This is a genomic window from Rhizobium sp. WYJ-E13 (assembly GCF_018987265.1).
GTDB lineage: Bacteria > Pseudomonadota > Alphaproteobacteria > Rhizobiales > Rhizobiaceae > Rhizobium.
In genome coordinates, this window is sequence record NZ_CP076853.1 from 1,474,496 (window position 1) to 1,494,080 (window position 19,585).

Sequence of the window (19,585 nt, forward strand, 5' to 3'; positions counted from 1 at the left end):
CCGGAATCGTCCGGCCGAAGAGTTGGGCCGTTCCTACTCGCTCCGGCTGCGAATGTCAAAGTGTCTCGCCGCGCCATGTGTAGATGGCGATGCTGCCGGAGCGCCCGCGAAGCTTCGTCTCGACCGGTCCGGTCAACCGCCCCGCCTGCGACGGAACGGCATCCGGACCGGCGGCGTCGAGCAGGCTGGCACTGAGTGCAAGCTCTGCCCCGCGGCTCGCCGCCACCTCCATGAGCCGTTGGGCGACATTAACGGTATCGCCCGTTGCGGTGATCTGCTGGCGGTCGCCGCTGCCGAGACGAGATGCGACGATCGGGCCGCAATGGGCACCGAGCTTGAAGCCTATCTTCCTGCGGCGAAGCTCCGGATGGCCTGCAAGGAAGAGGCGCGTGCGGTCGGCAAGCCTAACGGCGCAGGCTGCTGCCCGCGCCGCATCGTCGGCCGCCGGTTCCGGCAGCCCGAAGAGGATCATGGCGCCGTCGCCCATGAAGCTGGTGATCGCCCCGCCAAGCAGCCGCACTTCCTCGTCGATGAGTTCGAAGAAGCTGCTGAGGATTTCCCGCACTGCGGCCGGTCCGACGGCTTCGCTGAGACCGGTGAAACCCGAAAGGTCGATGAAGACGACGGAAGCATTCTGACGCACCGGCTCGGCCAGAAACGCCGGGTCGCGCGCCAGCCACTCGCCCAGGCCCGGCGCTTCGATGCGTTGCAGCCGCTCGGACTGATCGGCGAAGTGCCGCGCACGGCCGCGGTCGCGCCAGAGTTCTGCGGCACCGAAAATAACTGCGGGTGGGAGGGCGGCCGCAATCGGCAATGCAGCACTCAGCCAGTAGCCGTTCGCGAAGGCTGCAAGGTTGAGCATCGCCCACACAATGACCGCTAGGCTGATGATGACGAAGCCGAGGGCACTGCGGCTCCATGCGACCAGTGCGACGAGAAGAACAGGCAAGGCTATCGCAATGCCGGCATCTGCCTGCCGTGTCCTGCTGTCGCGCACCATGCCATCGCCTGCTATCAGATGCGTGATTGCCGTCGACATGACTTCGACACCCGGCAGGATGGGATCGAACGGCGTGGGGAAGACATCGCCGCCGCCGGTCACGGTCGCGCCGATCACCACTACCTTGCCGGTGATGGCATCCGCCGGCAGCTTGCCATCAAGCGCATCGGCAGCGCTGAAGGTGCTGATGCTGCCTGCGGGACCATAGAAAGTCAGCGGCAGGCGCTGGCCCGTATCCGTTGGAATGCGGCGGGCGCCGAGCCGGATGCCATCCTTTTCGATCAATGGTTCCGCACCGAGCGCAATCGAGGCGACCCGGAGTGGAAAGGCCGCATCCAGACGATCGGCGGCGCGAGAAAACAGCGGAACGAATCGCGGCACGCCGCTCTGGTCCGTCGCCACATTGACGATGCCAAGCGTTGCAGCCTCTGCGAAGCGTGGCTGCGGCAGCAGAAGCTGCTGCGCTTCGGGGACCGCGGCAAGCGGATCTTCCGCGTTTCTCGTCACCGCCTGGAGACTTTGCGGAAAGGTCGCAGCACCGGCGATGATGCTCGGCGTTGCCTTGAGGGCCGTTTCAAGCGCGGCATCGCCCTCCTGCGTACCGGGATCGACAAGCAGGATATCGAGCGCCAGTGCCCTCGGCTTCAATGCTCCGATGGACGTCACGAGCTGCGCAAGCATCTCCCGCTTGAGCGGATAGCCATGCGCTGCGGCTGTACGGTCATCGATTGCGATAATGGAAACGAGACCGGGCGGAGGCCGGACGCCAACGATCGTGCTGCGCAGATCGGCAAGCGTGGCCTCCATCCGCTCCATGAGGCCGGAGTCCGACTGCAGATGAAAATAGCCGAGTACCGCGCCCCACAGACCGGCGAGCAGCAGCGCGAACACGGTCTGGAGGCGATGGTTCATGAGACGACTTATTGACCGAGGCGTGAAAGAAGGGCCGCGACGCGCGGCGCCGGCCACGTGCGGACGGTGAGCGTGGCGGTTCCGCGCGTGACATCCACACCTTCACCCGGTCCAAGTGTGACCGCCGGCCCGGCCGGACGGCGCACGCCGACACGGCCGCGTGTAACCAGCACGGAGGTGGTGCCGTCTTTGACATCAACGGCCCATTGCGTACCGCGGACGGCCGCGATCGCCTGAGGCGTCACGACCTGGAAGCCGCCACGGTGCTGGCTGCTGTCCACGTCGATAAGGGCAGACTTGCTGCGCAGCGACAAGGAATCCGGGCTGCCGTCGCGATTGCGATCGGTGAGTCTGAAGGATGCCCCGCGTTCGGCGGTGATATTGACGCCGCCCGGACAACGGAAGATCTGGTTGCCGTTTGAAGCGCGCGAAATCGCACAGCCGGCAGACTGGGCATAAGCTGCGCCATCAGGCAGGAGGCAGATGATCAGCACAGCGGAAAACAGGCTGCGGGAGATTGCTGACATGGCTTTCATGATCCGCCCCTCGTCACTCGCCGGCACATTCGCGAACGCGCCGGTCGGCCCATACTAGCTGAATTCGTCGGTTTCCCTATGCAAAAACGTGAACCTGCGCAAGCCATTCGGAAACACTCAGCGTTCGCCCGGCGAAGGCCCTACATAGCGGGCACGCGGGCGGATCAGATGGCCGCTTTCGATCTGCTCCGTCGCATGCGCCAGCCAGCCGGCCGTGCGCGCCAGCGCAAAGATGATGATTGGTGCCTCCTCAGGCAGGTTGAAGGCTGCTGTCATGGCGGTAAGCGCGAAATCGACATTGACCTTCTCGCCCACCATTTCTTCGCCGGCCATCTGCACATCGCGAAAGACCGGCGGCACGTCGAAAGAGGAGAGCAGCACGCCCGCCCGCACATCGCCATCGGGGTAAAGCGGGTGCCCGAAGGCGACAGGCTTACCTCCCCGTAGCAGCAGGTGGCGGATCGCATGCTCCGCCCCAGCGCCGGATGCTGCCTTGGCAAGGGCATCGACGCTTCGCCATGCCGAACCATGCAATGGTCCTGTCAGCGTTGCGAGACCCGAGAGCACTGCGGCAGAAAGTGCTGCCCCCGTCGAAACCGTGACGCGGACGGCGAAAGCAGAGGCATTGAGCTCATGATCGGCGAGCATGACAAGCGCTCGCCTGAGGCAATCGGCAGCCTCCGGCCTGCCCCAGCATGCAGCAAGACGGTGATGCAGCGGATGATCCGCCGATCCCGGCGCTAGCGCATCGGCGACGGTTGAAAGCACGCTGCATGCTTCCATCTGCAAGGCCGGGCGTGCACGTCCGAGAGACGGTAGATCGGCGCTTACCCGCCCCGCCAGCGCCAGCAGCGCGGCTTGAATGGAGGGCGATGCCGGCCCAGGGGCAGAGGCCGGTACGCAGGCGAAACTCTCCGCATTACACAGTAGCAGCGCCGTCTCCTCCAACGTCGCATGGGCTGAAAGCTCTGCCGCATCCTGCCCCCGATAGAGCAATCGTCCTGCGGCGATGGTCGAGATTGACGATGTCAGTACCGGATCGCCCCAGCGGATTGCTTCGGCGGCGACCGTCTCGCTCTTGCGCCTGCCGGCGTGGCGCTCGGCAAGCCGTTTGACATCGCTTTCCCGATAGAGGCTGCGGCGTGGATCGGTGGGGTCGGCCTTGGCGCGGATTCGCCCACGGCTGACATTGGCATAAAGCGTCTGCGGCTTGGTGCCGAGTTCGGCCAGCGCTTCCTCCGCTGTCAGCCAGCTCATGTCAGCCTCACATTGATCAATTGCATCAAGATTGACGTCAACTAAAGTAGATTCGATCTTTCATCCGGTAAAGGAGAAACACCTATGAAAAATGGTTTGGAAGATGTCATCGCCGCTGAAACCCAACTCTCGGATGTCGACGGCGAAGCCGGTCGGCTGATCATCCGCGGCGTATCGCTGGATCATCTGGCAGGAAGCAGCACCTATGAGGATGTCGCCGCCCTGCTGCTGGACGGCCTGATCGAGCCGCATCTCGACGCAAGCGAACTGCGCTGCCGGCTCGGCAAGGCGCGAAGGGAGGTTTTCGCGGAAGTCGAGACTGTCGATACTCGCCTACTGGCGCTGCCGCCGGTCGATGCCATGCGTGCTCTCGTTGCCCGCCTGCCCGACGGCGAGGATATCGATACCGCGCTTCGTCTGCTTGCCGCACCCGCCGTGTTCCTGCCGGCGGTTCTGCGCCTGCAGCGAGGCGAAAAGCCGCTAAAGCCCGATGCGGGCCTCCCACAGTCGGCCGACATCCTGCGCATGCTCTCGGGCGCGGTGCCGAGCGCCGAGCAGACCGCAGCCCTCGACACCTATCTCGTGACGATCTCCGATCATGGCTTGAACGCCTCGACTTTCGCGTCGCGTGTCATCGCCTCAACCCGCGCCGGCCTTACCTCCTCGGTGCTGGCGGCGATCAGCGCGCTGAAGGGACCACTGCATGGCGGCGCGCCCGGACCGGTGCTCGATATGCTCGATGGGATCGGCAACGAGGCCAATGCCGGCCCCTGGCTGCGCTCCGCACTCGATCGCGGTGAGCGGCTGATGGGCTTTGGCCACCGTGTCTACCGGGTGCGCGATCCGCGTGCCGATGCCCTGAAAAACGCGCTGAAGCCGCTCGGTGCCACCGGCCAGGTCAATACCAGCAGAATCGCGCTTGCCGAAGCCGTGGAGCAGGCAGCGCTTGCCATCCTGAAGGAGCGCAAGCCGGGTCGGTCGCTGGATGTGAATGTGGAGTTTTATACCGCGCTGCTGTTGGAAAGCCTTGGCTTCCCCCGCGAAGCCTTCACTGGCGTCTTCGCCATCGGCCGCACCGTTGGCTGGATCGCCCATGCTTGTGAACAGGCGCTGGAAGGCCGTCTCATCCGCCCGCGCTCGGTCTATGTCGGACCTCTGCCGGAAGCGGCGTGACATCAAGAAAAGACCGCTCCCTCGCCTTGGAGGGAGCGGCGGAATCTTAGACCAATCGGCTCTGCTCGGTTGCCGCTTCGATGAAGCTTGCAAAAAGCGGATGCGGGTCAAGCGGGCGGGACTTCAGTTCCGGGTGGTACTGAACGCCAATGAACCAGGGATGATCAGGATATTCGATCGTTTCCGGCAACACGCCATCCGGCGACATGCCTGAGAAGACCAGGCCGCAATTCTCCAGCCGATCCTTGTAGTCGATATTGACTTCGTAGCGGTGGCGATGACGCTCGGAAATGTCGGTCGAGCCGTAGATATCCGAAATCTTCGTGCCTTTCTTCAGCGCCGCCTTGTAGGCGCCGAGACGCATCGTGCCGCCGAGATCGCCGGCCGCGGTGCGCTTCTGCAACTCGTTGCCCTTCACCCACTCGGTCATCAGACCGACGACCGGTTCCGGCGTCGGGCCGAATTCGGTCGATGAGGCGTTTGGAACATCGGCGAGATTGCGGGCAGCTTCGATAACGGCCATCTGCATACCGAAGCAGATGCCGAAATACGGCACTTTGCGCTCGCGGGCAAACCGTGCCGCATGGATCTTGCCTTCTGAACCGCGCTCGCCGAAGCCGCCCGGTACCAGAATACCGTGGACCTTTTCGAGATACGGCGCCGGATCTTCCTTTTCGAAGACTTCCGACTCGATCCACTCGAGCTTGACTTTGACGCGGTTGGCGATCCCTCCGTGATGCAGCGCTTCGATCAGCGACTTATAGGCATCCTTGAGACCGGTATACTTGCCGACGATCGCAATCGTGACCTCGCCTTCCGGCGTGCGGATACGGTTGCAGACCTCTTCCCACTGGTCGAGACGCGGCTTCGGCGCCGGCTCGATGCCGAAGGCGGCGAGCACTTCGTCGTCGAGGCCTTCCTTGTGATAGGCCATCGGCACGTCGTAGATGTTGGCAACGTCGAGCGCCTGGATGACGGCGGACGGACGCACGTTGCAGAACAGCGACAGCTTACGGCGTTCGGCTTCCGGGATTTCCCGGTCGGCGCGCACCAGAAGGATGTCGGGATGGATGCCGAGCGCCTGCAGTTCCTTGACCGAATGCTGCGTCGGTTTGGTCTTCAGTTCGCCCGCTGCAGGAATGTACGGCATCAGCGTCAGGTGGACGTAAACAGCGGTGCCGCGCGGCAGATCGTTGCCGAGCTGGCGGATCGCTTCCATGAAGGGCATCGCCTCGATATCGCCGACCGTGCCGCCGATTTCGCAGATGACGAAATCGTAGTCGTCATTGCCCTCGATGACGAAATCCTTGATCTCGTTGGTGACGTGGGGAATGACCTGAACGGTCGCGCCGAGATAGTCGCCGCGGCGTTCCTTGTCGATGATGTTCTTGTAGATGCGGCCGGTGGTGATGTTGTCGGTCTTGGTCGCCGAACGTCCCGTGAAACGTTCATAGTGGCCGAGATCGAGGTCGGTTTCCGCGCCGTCGTCAGTGACGAAGACTTCGCCGTGCTGGGTCGGGCTCATAGTGCCCGGATCCACATTCAGATAGGGGTCGAGTTTGCGAAGCCGCACCCGATAACCACGGGCCTGCAACAACGCTCCGAGAGCCGCGGCCGCAATTCCTTTTCCGAGGGAAGAAACCACGCCGCCAGTGATGAATACGTATCGCGCCATGGGAGTCACCGGATACCTTTTCAAAAACGATTCCACCAGCCCAAAAATTCTTTTCCGGAACTTTTGGTGCGTGGCGCAGGAATCTGAACAAAAGAAAACCGGCAGACCCGAGGGTCTGCCGGCGGTTTATTTTCAGGACCGGCTTATTGTCCCGTGGGGACGCCGGAAGGCTGTGCCGGCGCAGTAGCGGCCGGAGTCCCAGGCTGGGCCGGAGCCGTCGTCGTCGGAGCTGCCGGAGCGGTCGTCGCAGGGGCGCTTGCATCCGGAGCCGGATTTGCGGGTGCTTGCGCTGCAGGAACTGCCGGTGCCGGTGCCGGAGCGGCAGCGCCGCTGTTCGGAATGCCGCTGTTATCGGCAGGCTGAGCCGGAGCCGGGGCATTGCCGCCGAGCGAATCAAGAATGCCGTTGCCCTGGCCGCTCGTTGCCGGAATGCGGTTGAGAATGTCGGTCGGTCGGCCTTCGTAACGGGTCAGGATTCCGAGGCCGAGCGAGGTGAGGAAAAACAGCGTCGCCAGGATCGCCGTCGTGCGTGTCAGCGCATTGGCCGTGCCGCGGGCCGACATGAAGCCCGATCCGCCGCCAATGCCGAGACCGCCGCCTTCGGAGCGCTGGATGAGCACGACGCCGACGAGCGCGAGCACGATCATGAGATGGATGACAATCAATACTGTCTGCATGGGTCCAGTCCTGCCCGTCTGAGGACGGACATAAAGTAAAAATCTGGCGGCTCTTTACATGAGGTCATCAGCTATTCCAAGCCCTTCGGCCAGGAATATGCAATCGCCTCAGGCAAGCAGCGTTTCATATGCGCCGTAGATGGCGAGGAAATCAGTGGCTTTCAAGCTCGCGCCGCCGATGAGCGCGCCGTCCACATTGTCGACGGCGAGCAGTTCGCTGGCATTCGAGGGCTTGACCGAACCGCCATAGAGGATGCGCATGCCCCTGCCCTCTTTGCCGAACCGCAAGACGAGTTCGTCACGGATGAAGGCATGGACGATTTCCACATCCTGTGCGGTCGGCGTCAGCCCGGTACCGATCGCCCAGACCGGCTCATAGGCGATGACGGTATTTTCGGCCGTCGCCTCGTCCGGCAGCGATCCCGAAAGCTGGCGCTTGAGGATATCGAGCGTCTGGTAGGCGTCGCGCTCATCGGCGGTTTCACCGACACAGATGATCGCGGTGATATCGGCCTGATAGGCAGCCTGGGCCTTGGCCCGCACCAGATGATCGGTTTCGGCATGGTTGATGCGTCGTTCCGAATGGCCGACGATCACATAAGTGCCGTAGCAATCCGCAATCATTTCCGCAGATACATCGCCAGTATGGGCGCCGCTCTGCGTCTGGTGGCAATCCTGTGCGCCGATCGCAAGCGGGCTGTCGGTGGCGAGCGCCGTCGCCACGTAGAGCAGCGTTGCCGGCGGGCAGATCAGGGCTTCGACTTTCTCCGACAAGGGAGTCCTGACGCCTTGAGCAATCGCCTTGATCTGGTCCAATGAGGCACGCGTGCCGTTCATCTTCCAGTTCCCCGCCACGAGCGGGCGTACGTCAGGTGTCATGTTGCTCCTCCCAAAATCCGCCTATTCGGCGGCCTTAGCAAAAGCCCGCAGCAAAGGAAAGCGCTCCGGGTGACGTTGGGGCGATATCAGTCTTCCGTAGGGTGAAATCCGCCTTTTCAGGACGCCAGTATCCAGTTCAGCACCCTGCGCCAGTCGATCATGCGGATCGGCGTGCCGTGATTGCCGCTCTCAAACAATGTGAAATGCGTCGGGTATTTTGCCTTGTCGAGCTTTTCGAACAGCGCCTGCTGGTCGGCCGCAGCATAGACGGGATCGCGGCTGCCATGGGCAAACCAGAGCGGCAGCTTCGCCTTGTAGAAAGGGCTCTTTGCAAAATCCGGGTCCGAGACGCCGCTCATGATCAGCATTCCCTTCAGCCGTTTGACACTTTCGGCATCGCGCGCGATCCCCCAGCAGATCTGGCTGCCCATCGAGGCGCAGCTCAGGATGATTGGTCGGCCTGGAGACTGTGCGTTCGCATAGCGGATCAGGCCGGCGATCGCCGTCACCCCATTGGCGTCGAACGTCCGTACGGTCGGCGAATAATAGACGCCGCCATTGCCGGCAGCGAGGTTCTTCAGCCGGTTGAAATTGCCGCCGAAGGAATAGTCGTTGGCACCGAGCCGCCGGTCGCCATCGCGGCCGTGGATGAAGATGACCGTGAAAGCGGCATTCTGTGCTTGTCCCACTCTGGTGACATCCAGCCTGATGCCGTCGAGCGACAGCGTTTCATCCGCCTGCAGCTTCTTCACCCCGAGCGAGACATATTTCTGCTGCACGCGCTTTTCAGGGATCTGGTCACGCCCGTTGATATCGCGCATCTCATCGTATTCGATCACCTCGAACGCGCCATCATCGCCTGTCTGAAGCACGGTCTGCTTCGAAAACAGGTCGTCCTTGTAGGGTGGCAGGGCATGGGCTGCGGCGGTCCCGACGGCGGCGGACAGGAAAAAGGCCGCAATTGCGGTGATTGTAGTGCAATGACTTGTGGACATCGGCATGCAGATGGTTCCCAAAGAGCTGCCGCGACTTGCCATTCGACGCCCGGCAACGCAAATCACATCTTGAAAAGCTCCGCAAATCCGGGGCGCGTCGCGTATCGGGGCGCTTTCTGTCAGAATTCCCCTGATTCGCAAACGCGATGCCGAACGCGACTATTGTGGGCCAGCGGCGGCCCGTCACGAGAATTAAGATCTGAACGGTTCCATGGAAGACAGCAACGACCTTTTTTCCGGAATGCCCCTGTCGTCAAAGCAGGACCCGCAGAAGCAGGAGGAGGCTGCAAAGTCTGCCGCGCCGGCTGCAAAGCCCGCTGCGGCTGCAGCACCCGCCGCCACCCGCCCTGCCCCGGCGACGTCGAACGGCGACGATTACGGCGCATCCTCGATCCGCGTTCTGGAAGGCCTGGAACCGGTGCGCATGCGTCCGGGCATGTATATCGGCGGCACCGACGAGAAGGCGCTGCACCATCTCTTTGCCGAAGTCATCGACAACTCGATGGACGAAGCGGTGGCCGGCCATGCCGATTTCATCGACGTCCACCTCGATGTTGAGGGCTATCTCACCGTTACCGACAACGGTCGCGGTATTCCGGTCGAGAACCATCCGCAGGTTCCCGGCAAGTCGACACTTGAGGTCATCATGACCAAGCTGCATGCCGGCGGTAAATTCGACGGCAAGGCCTATGAAACCTCCGGCGGTCTGCACGGCGTCGGTGTGTCCGTCGTCAACGCTCTGTCAGACGTTCTCGAAGTCGAGGTTGCTCGTAACCGCAAGCTCTATCGTCAGCGCTTCTCGCGCGGCCTGCCGCAGGGCGGGCTCGAGGAGCTCGGCGATGTGCATAACCGCCGCGGCACCAAGGTTCGCTTCCACCCCGACCCGCAGATTTTCGGGGATCACGCGAAGTTCGATGCAGCGCGTGTTTTCCGTATGGCCCGCTCCAAGGCGTATCTCTTCGGCGGCGTCGAAATCCGCTGGAGCTGCGATCCGGGCGTTTTGCCTGAAGGTTCCGACGTGCCCGACAAGGCCGTCTTCCACTTCCCCGGCGGCCTGAAGGATTATCTGCAGGCGACGATGGGCAAGGAGTTCACCGTCACCCGCGAAATCTTCGCCGGCAAGACTGAGAAGGCAAGCGGCCATGGTTCGCTGGAATGGGCGATCACCTGGTATGGCGGCGATCCGCAGGTCCACTCCTATTGCAACACCATCCCGACGCCTGAGGGTGGCACGCATGAGGCCGGTCTGCGCATTGCGCTGACCAAGGGCCTGAAAAGTTATGCCGAGCTGACGCAGAACAAGCGCGCCGCACAGATCACCACCGATGACGTGATGATCTCGGCCGTCGGCATGCTGTCGATTTTCGTCCGCGAGCCGGAATTCGTCGGCCAGACCAAGGATCGCCTGGCGACCGTCGAAGCCCAGCGACTCGTCGAAAACGCGCTGCGCGATCCTTTCGACCACTATCTCGCCGACAATCCGAACGAGGCCGAGAAGCTTCTCGACTGGGTGATCGAGCGCGCCGAAGAGCGCCTGCGTCGCCGCAAAGAGAAGGAAGTCAACCGGAAGACCGCGGTTCGCAAGCTGCGCCTGCCGGGCAAGCTCGCCGACTGCTCGCAGAACACCGCCGAAGGAGCCGAACTCTTCCTGGTCGAGGGTGACTCGGCAGGTGGCTCCGCCAAGCAGGCGCGCAATCGCGCCAATCAGGCGATCCTGCCGCTGCGCGGCAAGATCCTCAACGTCGCCAGCGCCGGCCGCGAAAAGCTCGGCGCCAACCAGCAGATCTCCGATCTCGTCCAGGCGCTCGGCTGCGGCACACGCTCGAAATACCGCGAAGAGGATCTGCGCTACGAACGCGTCATCGTCATGACAGATGCCGACGTGGACGGTGCACACATTGCCTCGCTGCTCATCACCTTCTTCTATCAGGAAATGCCGGAGCTGGTCCGGGGCGGCCACCTCTTCCTCGCCGTGCCGCCGCTCTACAAGATCACCCAAGGGGCAAAATCCGCCTATGCCCGCGACGACGATCACCGCGCCGAGCTGATGGAGACGGAGTTCAAAGGCAAGGCCAAGATCGAGATCAGCCGCTTCAAGGGGCTTGGCGAAATGCTGCCCGCCCAGCTCAAGGAAACCACCATGGATCCGTCCAAGCGCACGCTGCTGCGGGTGCTGATCGACGAGGTGGATTTCGAGGGAACGCGCAATGCCGTCGACGACCTGATGGGAACCAAGGCCGAAGCCCGCTTCCGCTTCATTCAGGAGCGTGCGGCTTTCGCCGAAGACCTGGATATTTAAGCCGCAGCGAATTCATCGAACTGACGAAGAACCGTTACGCTTCCGTCAAATTACCGGCGCAATAGAACGGCCGGCGCTCTGTCCTCCCGCGAGGGCACTGCAGCGCCGGCCGTTTGTCTCAACCCTTTGCCGGATATTTGCCATGACCAAGCGTTTTCTTGCGACTGCCGCTTTCGTTCTCCTGTCCAGCACCGCCTCCGTCTATGCCACTGATATCGGCGCGACCGTCGAGACCGCCTGCCCCTTCGGCGATTGCGCGGCAGCCATTTCGCTGTCCTATCTCGGCGAATTCGTCATCCCGACCGGTCAGATGGAAAACGGCGTTGAATTCGGCGGCATTTCCGGCCTCGATTTCGATGCCGCCACCGGCCACTATATCGCCATCAGCGACGACCGCTCCGAAAAGGCGCCGACCCGCTTCTACGATCTCGATATCGATGTCAGCGCGAGCGGCCTGAAGAGCGTCACCATCGTCAAGCACACCACTTTCCAGGACAAGAACGGCCAGCCCTTCGCGATCCGCACCGTCGATCCGGAATCCATCCGCTTCGGCAAGGACGGGATTTACTGGGGCAGCGAGGGCGATGCCAAGGCGCTGATCGCACCCTTCGTCCGCGTCACCTCGCCGGACGGCGCCTTCGTTCGCGAGTTCAAGCTGCCGGACGGTTTTGCCCCGACCGCCGACAAATCGACCGGTATTCGCGACAATCTCGCTTTCGAGGATCTGGCTGTGTCTCCGTCCGGTGATGTATTCGTCGGCGTCGAAGCAGCCCTCTATCAGGACGGTCCGAACCCCAGTCTGACAACCGGCAGCCTGTCGCGCATCATCCGCTACGATGGCGCAACCGGCGAACCAAAGGCTCAGTACGTCTACACCGTTTCACCGATCCCGCAGGCTGCCACCAAACCTGATGGCGGCAATGATAACGGCATGTCGGAAATGGTCGCCCTTGACGATCATCGCCTGCTCGCTGTCGAGCGCAGCTATGCCCAGGGCTTCGGCAACAACATCAAGCTTTTCATGATGGATCTCGATGGCGCGACCGACGTTTCCGGCATCGCTTCGCTCGCCAAGAATGACCAGCGCGTCGTACCTGTGCGCAAGAACCAGGTGCTCGACCTGCGTGCCATCGGCCTGACGCCCGACAATATCGAGGCCATGGCAATCGGCAAGGCGAAGGATGGCACCGATGTCCTGATCCTCGGTTCGGACAATAATTTCTCGACCGGCCAGAAGACGCAGTTCTACGCCTTCAAGATCAACCGCCGCCCGCAATAATAGTTCAGGGACTCAGCGACCAAATAACCACGCTTTGTATACGCTTTATCCGGGCGGACCTTGAAACCGCCCGGTTCATGGCCCATAAACTAGTGCAACAATAAAAAGAGGCGCGCGTGGGTGTGTTTGATCGTCAGAAAACCAATACGGAGCCGCGATGGCTGGGGCCGTCGGCGACGATACGTACGCCGCTGATACCCTCCATTTCGGCTGCGCGCTGGCTGCTCGTACTCGTTGCCGCAGCCGGCGTTTATTTCTTCTACGGCTTCGTGGTGCCGGTGCTGGCAGCCCTCGTCATCGGCTTTGCGAGCTGGCCGCTTTACCGCAAACTGGTTGCCCGCGTCGGCGGCAATACGACGATCGCCGCGACGATCGCGATCGTCCTCATTGTCACGTTCCTCGTCATTCCGATCGGCCTTGCGGTCACCTATACGACCGGTGAAGTGCGTACATGGGTCGCATGGGCAATCCACGCCAACCGCTTTGGCGCGGAAACGCCGCAATGGATTGTCGCCCTGCCGCTCGCCGGCCCCTATCTCGACGAACTCTGGACGAAATATATCGGCAGCCCCGGTGCCATGGGTGAGCTCATCCAGGCCGTCAGCGGCGCCAATATCGGCAATATCTATCGCGCGGTCCTGGCGGCCGGCGGCGGCGCCTTCCATTTGTTGCTGACGCTGCTCTTCATGCTGATCGCGCTGTTTTTCGTCTATCGCGACGGCTTCTCCTTCTCCAAGCAGATCGACATGCTCGGCGAGCGTATCCTGCCGAACCGCTGGGAGCGCATTTCCCGCGTCGTGCCCGCCACCATCAGCTCGACCGTCATGGGCATGACGCTGATCGCGATCGGCGAAGGCATCGTACTCGGCGTGGCCTATTGGATCGCCGGCGTCCCATCGCCTGTCACTCTCGGTGTGCTGACGGGTGTCATGGCGCTGGTCCCCGGCGGAGCGCCGCTCTCCTTCACGCTGGTATCCGTCTATCTGCTGGCCAGCGGCTCGCATGTCGCCGGCATCGGCCTCTTCGTCTGGGGCACGGTCGAACTCTTCATCGTCGACAAGACGCTGCGTCCGAAACTCGTCGGCGGACCGATCAAGCTGCCCTTCCTGCCGACCTTTTTCGGCCTTGTCGGTGGCGTGAAGACGATGGGCTTCCTCGGCCTCTTCATCGGCCCGGTGCTGATGGCGCTGCTGGTCGCGATCTGGCGAGAGTGGATACACGAAGTCCGTAGCGCCGATACGAGTCCACAGATCATCCTCGATGAACAGGCACCGCCGGTGCAGCGTGTTGCCGAGGGCTAAGTCCCGCGAGACGCTTTGCCTAAATCAGGCCAGTCGTTTTTCCATGAAAAGGCTGAGTGGGTCCGGCAGGTAGGAGCCGAAAGGCTCGATTTCGAGGAATCCATATTTCCTGTAAAGGCCGATCGCCTCCGGCTGGTAGATGCCCGTCTCCAGACGGATCGCAGCGAGCCCCTTGTCCCTGCCGAGTTCTTCAAGCCTGTCCATTAGTTGGCTCGCGACCTTCAGGCCCCTCGCCTCGGGATCGACGAACATGCGCTTGATCTCGGCCGTGCCGTCGCCCGCCTCGACCAGTGCGCAGCAGCCCACGATCTCGCCGCCATTGCGCGCCACGAGGAAGCTCACCGACGGCTTTTCCAGTGTTGAAATATCGACGAGGTGGTTGCTCTCGGGCGGATAAAGCGACTGGGCATAGGCGTCGGAGAGTTCCAGAAGACGGATCACGTCATCCTGACGCGGCGGTTCCAGAGCGATGGTGACGGGCATTTTCTTTCCTATTGCGACCAACGGCGCGAATTTTCCCGGATGACGGGGAGTTAATATCGCTGCCTTCATTCCGTTGGAATTGTGTTGTCGAAGATTGTGACACGCTCAATAGCCATGGAGGCAAAATATGCAAGCCGTCCTCATCGCCATGACGATCCTCGGTTGCGACGATTCGGTCAGCCAATGCAATTACGTGGCTACGGTCGACAAGCACTGGGAAACCGTCGTCGCCTGCGATGCCGAGGCAGAACAGCGGCTGAAAAATTATGCCAATGCGAGCTATCCGACGGTCATTGCCGTCTGCGAGGCGCCGAAATCGCTTGCTGCTGCCGAACCGGCCAAGCCGGCGCCTGCTCCACCAGCGACACCTGAGGTGGTCGAACAGCGGGATGGTCTTGGCGGTTTTGTGGATGATATTGCCGGGCGCGTTCGCGCCAGCCTGCCCTCGGGCCAGGAGGTGAAACACACCCTGGCAAAGCCATTGCATTTCGTCTCCGCGAGCTATTCCTGGGCGGCGGCGCGATTTGCGGATTAAGCGGCAGCAAGCGACGCATAGACGCGAGCCGAGCGGCGCTGTTCGGCCACATGCAGCTTCTCCACCATGTCGAGCAACTCGCCGACGGCGTCATGCTGCCCGATCCGAGTGTGGAACTTTTGAAGCAGGCGTCCGCAAATGCTGCTGAGCAACGATGCCGACGTCTTGCGCGAAGCCTCACGCCACAAGAAAGTCGCTTCAACGAAGATGATGCTGATATCGCGCGGCAGGCCCGCGGATTCATAAAGTGCACGCACGGCATGCATGCGGCCGGTGGCCAGAATTGCCCGCACACGCCGGTCGCTGCAATCAGACAGGTTGACGATGGCACAGCAGAAGAATTCCACCTTGCCGCAGCAGAGCGCATGTATGAGGAAAGACGGCGTCAGCCGCTCGTTCAGGCGAAGATGCTCGACGAGGTCAGGAACTTCGGTCGGCGCGATATCGCCGGCGATGGAAACGATTGCCGCTTCCGTCGCCTCGCGGCTGATGCGCTGCAGCCTCTGCAGGCCGATTGCTGCCTGCGCAAGCGGCAGGCCGACCAGCGCATTGCTGACATGCTGGGTCAGAAGCTGGCGGGCATCGGCCGGCAGGTCGCTGCGATCGAGTAGCAGGTTCCTGATGTCGCTGATATCACCGAGCCGTTCGGCAATCCGCTTCAGGGATTGGGCGGAAATCGAGGCGCCGTCATTTTCCAGGAGGCAGAGAACTTCGTCCTCGTCGCCGACCTCGGCGAGCGCTGCGGAAACCGGGCGGGTCACATGGGTACGTGCGGCAATCAGCATCCGCGTTGTGCCGCTGCCGCGTGCTGCGAGATCGACGAGATCTGCATCCGTCAACAGCGGCGAGCAGGTCACGGCGTGGCAGGCAATTTCCGGCTGGTCCTCGGCGAGCGAAAGAATGATGTTGCGCGGCGCATGGGGCGCCCAGGCGATCGCTTCGGCGAGCGCAAGCCGCACACGCGGCGACGGATCGTCGAGCAGATAGGTCATCGCCTTTTCAGCAGCGTCGCGCCGTTCGACCGACATTTCGGATCTCAGATAGACGCGTCCGAGGGCACTTGCAGCGGCCGCCCTGTCAGCCGTCTTGGCCGTTTCGACCCAACGAAGAAATGCCTCAATGATCACGAGCACGCCCCAGCACTGAACGCGATTCCTTCGCGCCTCATTCAATACAGGGACGGTAGCCGAAAAAAGTTTATGATTGGTTCACCATATTCGTTAGGATTTGTCCGGCCTTACGCGGCAGCCGTCAGACCTTCGGCCTGAACATTTCGAAGACTTCACTGCCCTCGCAATAATCCATATAGCCCATCCGCGCGACCGGCCGCGCCAGCGCCATATCGAGCCGCCCGTCGCTGACGATGGCCTCATCGATATGGATGCCGACAACCTCTCCGAAGACGAAGACATTCTCGGTCGGCTCGCCGGACAGTGTCTTCGGCTCGATGATCTCGGTCACCTTGCATTCCAGCACGGCAAAAGCCTCGGCCACATAGGGTGCATCGATCAACTCGGCCTGCTTCGGCGTCAATCCTGCATATTCGAATTCGCTCGTTCCGTAAGGCACCGCTGCCGAAGTGAGGTTCATCTTCTCCGCAAGATTGCGGCTGACGAAATTGCAGGTGAAGACACCGGCCTCCCTGGCATTTCGCTGGCTGTGTTTGTGCCCGCTCGACGAAAACATCACCAGCTTCGGCCTGTCGGCAACCGCGTTGAAGAAGGAATAGGGCGCGAGATTGATCGACCCATCCCTGCCCTTGCTGCCGATCCAGCCGATCGGGCGCGGCGCGACGATAGCCTTGAAGGGATCGTGCGCCAGCCCGTGCCGGTTGGTATCCGTCGTATAGAACATCAGCCTTCCCCGCCGACCCAGGTGACGGTCTCGGTGAGTTCAGGGCGCGGACGCTCGACGGCCGGGAACGTGGTCGAGCCGATATGGATGAAGCCGGCAATTTTCTCGCCCGGCTGGACGCCAAGCAGCGGATAGGCACGCTCGTCGAAGGCGAACCATTCCGTCAGCCAGTTGGCGACATAGCCATGCGCATTGGCAGCCAGAATGACATTGAAGCATAGCGCGCCCACCGACATGATCTGCTCCCATTCCGGGATCTTGAAATGCGGAGCGGCCTTGCTGACCACGCCGATGACGACGGGTGCGCGGGTAAAGCGGGTGCGCTCGACCTGGATCATCTCGTCCGAAAGGTCGGGCTTGGCTTCCAGCGCGAGCTTCAGCAGCTCTTCGCCAAGCCGCACGCGCTCCTCGCCGCGATAGACGATGAAGCGCCAGGGCGCGATCTTGCCGTGGTCGGGAACGCGCGACGCGAGACGCAGGATCTCCTCGATCTCGGCCTTTTCCGGTCCCGGTTCGCACATCTGGAACGCAGGGATGGAGCGGCGCACGGCGAGATAATCGATCAGCTTGATATCGGATTTCATGCGGGAGAAACTCTCATTTGTATGCAGAGGGTGGCCGGAGGTCTTGAATTTGCCATGGCATTGGTCTTGAAGTGGACTCTGCGATTTCAGAAGTCAATCGGTTCACGAACAGGATGTTTGGCATTTTGCCTTTTGCACGGATCGGCCTTGCTCTTGCCCTTGTCTTGCTGACGCCGTTTGGCGCTGCCGCCCAGGATGCCTTCAAGGAATTCAAGCAGCTCGAATCGACGCCGAAAATGCCGAAGCTCAACGCGTTCATTGCGCCGGGAACGGCACAGGAAGGTGCGCACCTGCGTGACGTTTCGCTGGAAGCGAAGCTTACGGCCGATGGGGCGCCTGTGGAAGATGGTCTTTCCTGGTATGTATTCAGCCCGGTTACCGGAACCGACGGCAAGCTGCCGCTGATCGCAAGCTCACGGGGCGGCAGCGCGGCATTCCAGCTCGCTGCCGGCGATTATTTCGTCAACGTCTCCTTCGGCCGCGCCGGCGTCACCAAGAAGCTGACGGTGCCGGATGAGGGCGAAGTCGACAAGCAGGTCATGGTGCTCGATGCCGGCGGCCTGTTGCTCAATGCCGTCTCCGGCTCCGATGTCCGCATCCGTCCCGACCAGCTGAGCTTTTCGATCTACTCCGCGGAGGTTCGCGACGACGGCGAGCGCGGCCTTGTCATGGCCGACGTGCCACCGAATACGGTCGTGCGCCTCAATGCCGGCACCTATCACATCGTTTCAGAATACGGCAACGTCAACGCCAGCATCCGCGCCGATATCCAGGTCGAGGCCGGCAAGCTCACCGAAGCAACGATCCAGCACAGAGCGGCCCAGATCAATTTCAAGCTAGTGTCGGAAACCGGCGGCGAAGCGATCGCCGATACTGCTTGGTCGATCCTGACGGCGGCTGGCGACAGTGTCGGTGAAAGCGTCAGCGCTTTCCCGACCATGGTTCTGTCGGAAGGTGAATACACCGCGGTCGCCCGCAACAAGGACAGGATCTTCCAGCGCGACTTCACTGTCGTCGCGGGCGTCAACACCGATGTCGAAGTCCTGATGAAGGACCAGCAGGCCCAGCAGCCGATCGCACCGGCCGCCACGGCCGTAGCGCCGGGCGGCCAGGCCGCGGCCGGGCCAAAGGGCGTGCCTCAGCCGGGCGGTGAGATCCCGCCGCAGCCGCCCTTGCCGTCCTATGAAGATCTTCAAAGCGGCGACGGCGCCAGCCTCGACTGAGGCCGCATCCCGAGGTGTCAGGAAATTTTCAGCTTGCGCGCTTGAGGAAGGCCTTCTTCTTCGGCGCCATCGAGAAGACGGCCTCAAAGAGACGAGCAAGCAGATCCTTCCGGTCGCTGCCGCTGCTCAATTCTTCGAAGGACAGGACCCTGCCCACATGCGCTGTTATCGTGCTGCCTGAAAGGCGGCGGAACTCGCGGATCAGCAGCGACAGCCGCAGCGTCATCGAAACCCTGCTGGCAAGATGGAAGAGCCGGCCGTTCTGGCCCTCGAAATAGATCGGCAGCACGCTGGCGCGCGCTGCCTGGATGAGCTTGGCCGGGAACATCTTCCACGGCAGGTCCTCGGCGCGACCGAAGCCTTTCTTGGCGGTGGCCACGCCGCCAGCCGGGAAAACCACGATCGTCGTGCCTTCCTTCAGCAGGCGAACTGCCTCGTGACGGCTCTTCATGTTCATCGCCATCGCTTCCTTGGTCTCCTCAAAAGAGATCGGCAACGAATAGGGCGCCATCTCCGGCACCTTGAGAAGGTCGTTATGGATCAGCACCCGGAACGGACGGCCGAGCTGTTCGGCAAGCGCCAGCACCGCAATGCCGTCGCCGATGCCGAAGGGATGGTTGGCAACGATGACGATCGGGTCTTCCGGCACCGGTTCGAGCGGCCAGTTGCCCTTCACATCGACCTCCACATCGATGAGATCGAGCATCTTGCCGAAAACGCGGTCGCTCTTGCCGACGATATCGCTGCGCCAGATGTCATAGAGCCGGACATAACGGTCGCGGCCCGAAAGCCCCTCGATGGAGCGGATGAGCCAGCGCTTGAAGCGCGGGTCTCTTTCGTTCGCGTAGGAAAGCTCTTTGAAGCGCACTGAAATGCCTTGCCGGGATGAGACCCGTCCCCTGTTTGTGGCGGCTATATTACTG

At 62.0% G+C, this 19,585-nt stretch carries 19 protein-coding genes and 1 riboswitch; of the genes, 7 read left to right on the forward strand and 12 right to left on the reverse strand.

Annotated elements, in window-relative coordinates; all coding sequences use genetic code 11:
* Positions 1-55: 55 nt before the first annotated feature.
* On the reverse strand, positions 56-1,117 hold the full coding sequence (locus KQ933_RS33360; protein ID WP_253958281.1) for an adenylate/guanylate cyclase domain-containing protein: 1,062 nt from the start codon (positions 1,115-1,117) through the stop codon (positions 56-58).
* 3 nt (positions 1,118-1,120) lie between these two features.
* Positions 1,121-1,204: riboswitch (Fluoride riboswitch) on the forward strand.
* 315 nt (positions 1,205-1,519) lie between these two features.
* Between KQ933_RS33360 and KQ933_RS33365 the strand changes: the two genes are divergently transcribed.
* Complete coding sequence (locus KQ933_RS33365) at positions 1,520-1,927, forward strand: hypothetical protein (RefSeq protein ID WP_253958282.1); 408 nt, start codon at positions 1,520-1,522, stop codon at positions 1,925-1,927.
* On the opposite strand, the gene KQ933_RS07405 is transcribed toward KQ933_RS33365, so the two are convergent.
* Both KQ933_RS07405 and KQ933_RS07410 read right to left on the reverse strand, forming a co-directional pair.
* Positions 1,921-2,439 carry a FecR domain-containing protein gene (locus tag KQ933_RS07405; protein WP_216758836.1) on the reverse strand — a complete coding sequence of 173 codons (519 nt, stop codon included), beginning with the start codon at positions 2,437-2,439 and terminating at the stop codon, positions 1,921-1,923. The genes KQ933_RS33365 and KQ933_RS07405 overlap by 7 nt on opposite strands.
* Before the next feature lie 126 nt (positions 2,440-2,565).
* The gene (locus KQ933_RS07410; protein WP_216758041.1) at positions 2,566-3,705 is read right to left on the reverse strand and encodes a citrate synthase family protein; all 1,140 of its coding nucleotides are present in this window, start codon (positions 3,703-3,705) and stop codon (positions 2,566-2,568) included.
* A gap of 84 nt (positions 3,706-3,789) precedes the next feature.
* Between KQ933_RS07410 and KQ933_RS07415 the strand changes: the two genes are divergently transcribed.
* Positions 3,790-4,878 (forward strand): citrate synthase/methylcitrate synthase, encoded by a 1,089-nt coding sequence (locus KQ933_RS07415; RefSeq protein ID WP_216758042.1) that lies wholly within the window; start codon positions 3,790-3,792, stop codon positions 4,876-4,878.
* A 46-nt stretch (positions 4,879-4,924) separates the two neighbouring features.
* Here KQ933_RS07415 and KQ933_RS07420 read toward each other — a convergent pair whose 3' ends face one another.
* The 4 genes from KQ933_RS07420 to KQ933_RS07435 form a co-directional block, all read right to left on the reverse strand.
* Entirely contained in the window at positions 4,925-6,553 is a 1,629-nt protein-coding gene (locus tag KQ933_RS07420; protein ID WP_007816571.1) for a CTP synthase, read from the reverse strand.
* Between the two features lie 143 nt (positions 6,554-6,696).
* Positions 6,697-7,230: a preprotein translocase subunit SecG gene (gene secG / locus KQ933_RS07425; protein WP_216758043.1), complete on the reverse strand. Its 534-nt coding sequence runs from the start codon at positions 7,228-7,230 to the stop codon at positions 6,697-6,699.
* A 108-nt stretch (positions 7,231-7,338) separates the two neighbouring features.
* The gene (tpiA, locus tag KQ933_RS07430) at positions 7,339-8,109 is read right to left on the reverse strand and encodes a triose-phosphate isomerase (RefSeq protein ID WP_216758045.1); all 771 of its coding nucleotides are present in this window, start codon (positions 8,107-8,109) and stop codon (positions 7,339-7,341) included.
* A 116-nt stretch (positions 8,110-8,225) separates the two neighbouring features.
* Positions 8,226-9,110 (reverse strand): alpha/beta hydrolase, encoded by an 885-nt coding sequence (locus KQ933_RS07435; protein WP_216758047.1) that lies wholly within the window; start codon positions 9,108-9,110, stop codon positions 8,226-8,228.
* Between the two features lie 205 nt (positions 9,111-9,315).
* Between KQ933_RS07435 and parE the strand changes: the two genes are divergently transcribed.
* The 3 genes from parE (at position 9,316) to KQ933_RS07450 (ending at position 13,983) form a co-directional block, all read left to right on the forward strand.
* Positions 9,316-11,403: a DNA topoisomerase IV subunit B gene (gene parE, locus KQ933_RS07440; protein WP_216758049.1), complete on the forward strand. Its 2,088-nt coding sequence runs from the start codon at positions 9,316-9,318 to the stop codon at positions 11,401-11,403.
* Positions 11,404-11,545: 142 nt separating this feature from the next.
* Complete coding sequence (locus tag KQ933_RS07445) at positions 11,546-12,682, forward strand: esterase-like activity of phytase family protein (protein ID WP_216758050.1); 1,137 nt, start codon at positions 11,546-11,548, stop codon at positions 12,680-12,682.
* Positions 12,683-12,798: 116 nt separating this feature from the next.
* On the forward strand, positions 12,799-13,983 hold the full coding sequence (locus tag KQ933_RS07450; protein WP_216758051.1) for an AI-2E family transporter: 1,185 nt from the start codon (positions 12,799-12,801) through the stop codon (positions 13,981-13,983).
* 24 nt (positions 13,984-14,007) lie between these two features.
* Here the strand turns inward: KQ933_RS07450 and KQ933_RS07455 are convergent, their stop codons facing one another.
* Positions 14,008-14,466 carry a GNAT family N-acetyltransferase gene (locus tag KQ933_RS07455; RefSeq protein WP_216758053.1) on the reverse strand — a complete coding sequence of 153 codons (459 nt, stop codon included), beginning with the start codon at positions 14,464-14,466 and terminating at the stop codon, positions 14,008-14,010.
* A 127-nt stretch (positions 14,467-14,593) separates the two neighbouring features.
* On the opposite strand from KQ933_RS07455, the gene KQ933_RS07460 reads away from it, so the two are divergent.
* Positions 14,594-15,001, forward strand: coding sequence for a hypothetical protein (locus tag KQ933_RS07460; protein ID WP_216758055.1), 408 nt, complete (start codon positions 14,594-14,596; stop codon positions 14,999-15,001).
* Here KQ933_RS07460 and KQ933_RS07465 read toward each other — a convergent pair.
* From KQ933_RS07465 to KQ933_RS07475, 3 genes are all read right to left on the reverse strand, one after another.
* Positions 14,998-16,128: a DUF2336 domain-containing protein gene (locus KQ933_RS07465; protein ID WP_216758056.1), complete on the reverse strand. Its 1,131-nt coding sequence runs from the start codon at positions 16,126-16,128 to the stop codon at positions 14,998-15,000. The two genes, KQ933_RS07460 and KQ933_RS07465, sit on opposite strands and share 4 nt — an antisense overlap.
* 124 nt (positions 16,129-16,252) lie before the next feature.
* Entirely contained in the window at positions 16,253-16,855 is a 603-nt protein-coding gene (locus KQ933_RS07470; RefSeq protein WP_216758058.1) for a flavin reductase family protein, read from the reverse strand.
* The gene (locus KQ933_RS07475) at positions 16,855-17,439 is read right to left on the reverse strand and encodes a nitroreductase (RefSeq protein ID WP_216758060.1); all 585 of its coding nucleotides are present in this window, start codon (positions 17,437-17,439) and stop codon (positions 16,855-16,857) included. Before KQ933_RS07475 ends, KQ933_RS07470 begins: the two co-directional genes overlap by 1 nt.
* A 113-nt stretch (positions 17,440-17,552) precedes the next feature.
* Between KQ933_RS07475 and KQ933_RS07480 the strand changes: the two genes are divergently transcribed.
* Complete coding sequence (locus KQ933_RS07480; RefSeq protein WP_216758061.1) at positions 17,553-18,662, forward strand: hypothetical protein; 1,110 nt, start codon at positions 17,553-17,555, stop codon at positions 18,660-18,662.
* A gap of 28 nt (positions 18,663-18,690) precedes the next feature.
* On the opposite strand, the gene KQ933_RS07485 is transcribed toward KQ933_RS07480, so the two are convergent.
* Positions 18,691-19,530: a lysophospholipid acyltransferase family protein gene (locus tag KQ933_RS07485; RefSeq protein WP_216758068.1), complete on the reverse strand. Its 840-nt coding sequence runs from the start codon at positions 19,528-19,530 to the stop codon at positions 18,691-18,693.
* Between the last annotated feature and the right edge of the window lie 55 nt (positions 19,531-19,585).

Excerpts from the sequence above, each read along its gene's own strand:
- KQ933_RS07405 (WP_216758836.1), bottom strand. The coding sequence starts at position 2,439 with ATGTCAGCAATCTCCCGCAGCCTGTTTTCCGCTGTGCTGATCATCTGC.
- KQ933_RS07410 (WP_216758041.1), bottom strand. The coding sequence starts at position 3,705 with ATGAGCTGGCTGACAGCGGAGGAAGCGCTGGCCGAACTCGGCACCAAG.
- KQ933_RS07415 (WP_216758042.1), top strand. The coding sequence starts at position 3,790 with ATGAAAAATGGTTTGGAAGATGTCATCGCCGCTGAAACCCAACTCTCG.
- KQ933_RS07420 (WP_007816571.1), bottom strand. The coding sequence starts at position 6,553 with ATGGCGCGATACGTATTCATCACTGGCGGCGTGGTTTCTTCCCTCGGA.
- secG (WP_216758043.1), bottom strand. The coding sequence starts at position 7,230 with ATGCAGACAGTATTGATTGTCATCCATCTCATGATCGTGCTCGCGCTC.
- tpiA (WP_216758045.1), bottom strand. The coding sequence starts at position 8,109 with ATGACACCTGACGTACGCCCGCTCGTGGCGGGGAACTGGAAGATGAAC.
- KQ933_RS07435 (WP_216758047.1), bottom strand. The coding sequence starts at position 9,110 with ATGCCGATGTCCACAAGTCATTGCACTACAATCACCGCAATTGCGGCC.
- parE (WP_216758049.1), top strand. The coding sequence starts at position 9,316 with ATGGAAGACAGCAACGACCTTTTTTCCGGAATGCCCCTGTCGTCAAAG.
- KQ933_RS07445 (WP_216758050.1), top strand. The coding sequence starts at position 11,546 with ATGACCAAGCGTTTTCTTGCGACTGCCGCTTTCGTTCTCCTGTCCAGC.
- KQ933_RS07455 (WP_216758053.1), bottom strand. The coding sequence starts at position 14,466 with ATGCCCGTCACCATCGCTCTGGAACCGCCGCGTCAGGATGACGTGATC.
- KQ933_RS07460 (WP_216758055.1), top strand. The coding sequence starts at position 14,594 with ATGCAAGCCGTCCTCATCGCCATGACGATCCTCGGTTGCGACGATTCG.
- KQ933_RS07470 (WP_216758058.1), bottom strand. The coding sequence starts at position 16,855 with ATGTTCTATACGACGGATACCAACCGGCACGGGCTGGCGCACGATCCC.
- KQ933_RS07475 (WP_216758060.1), bottom strand. The coding sequence starts at position 17,439 with ATGAAATCCGATATCAAGCTGATCGATTATCTCGCCGTGCGCCGCTCC.
- KQ933_RS07480 (WP_216758061.1), top strand. The coding sequence starts at position 17,553 with ATGTTTGGCATTTTGCCTTTTGCACGGATCGGCCTTGCTCTTGCCCTT.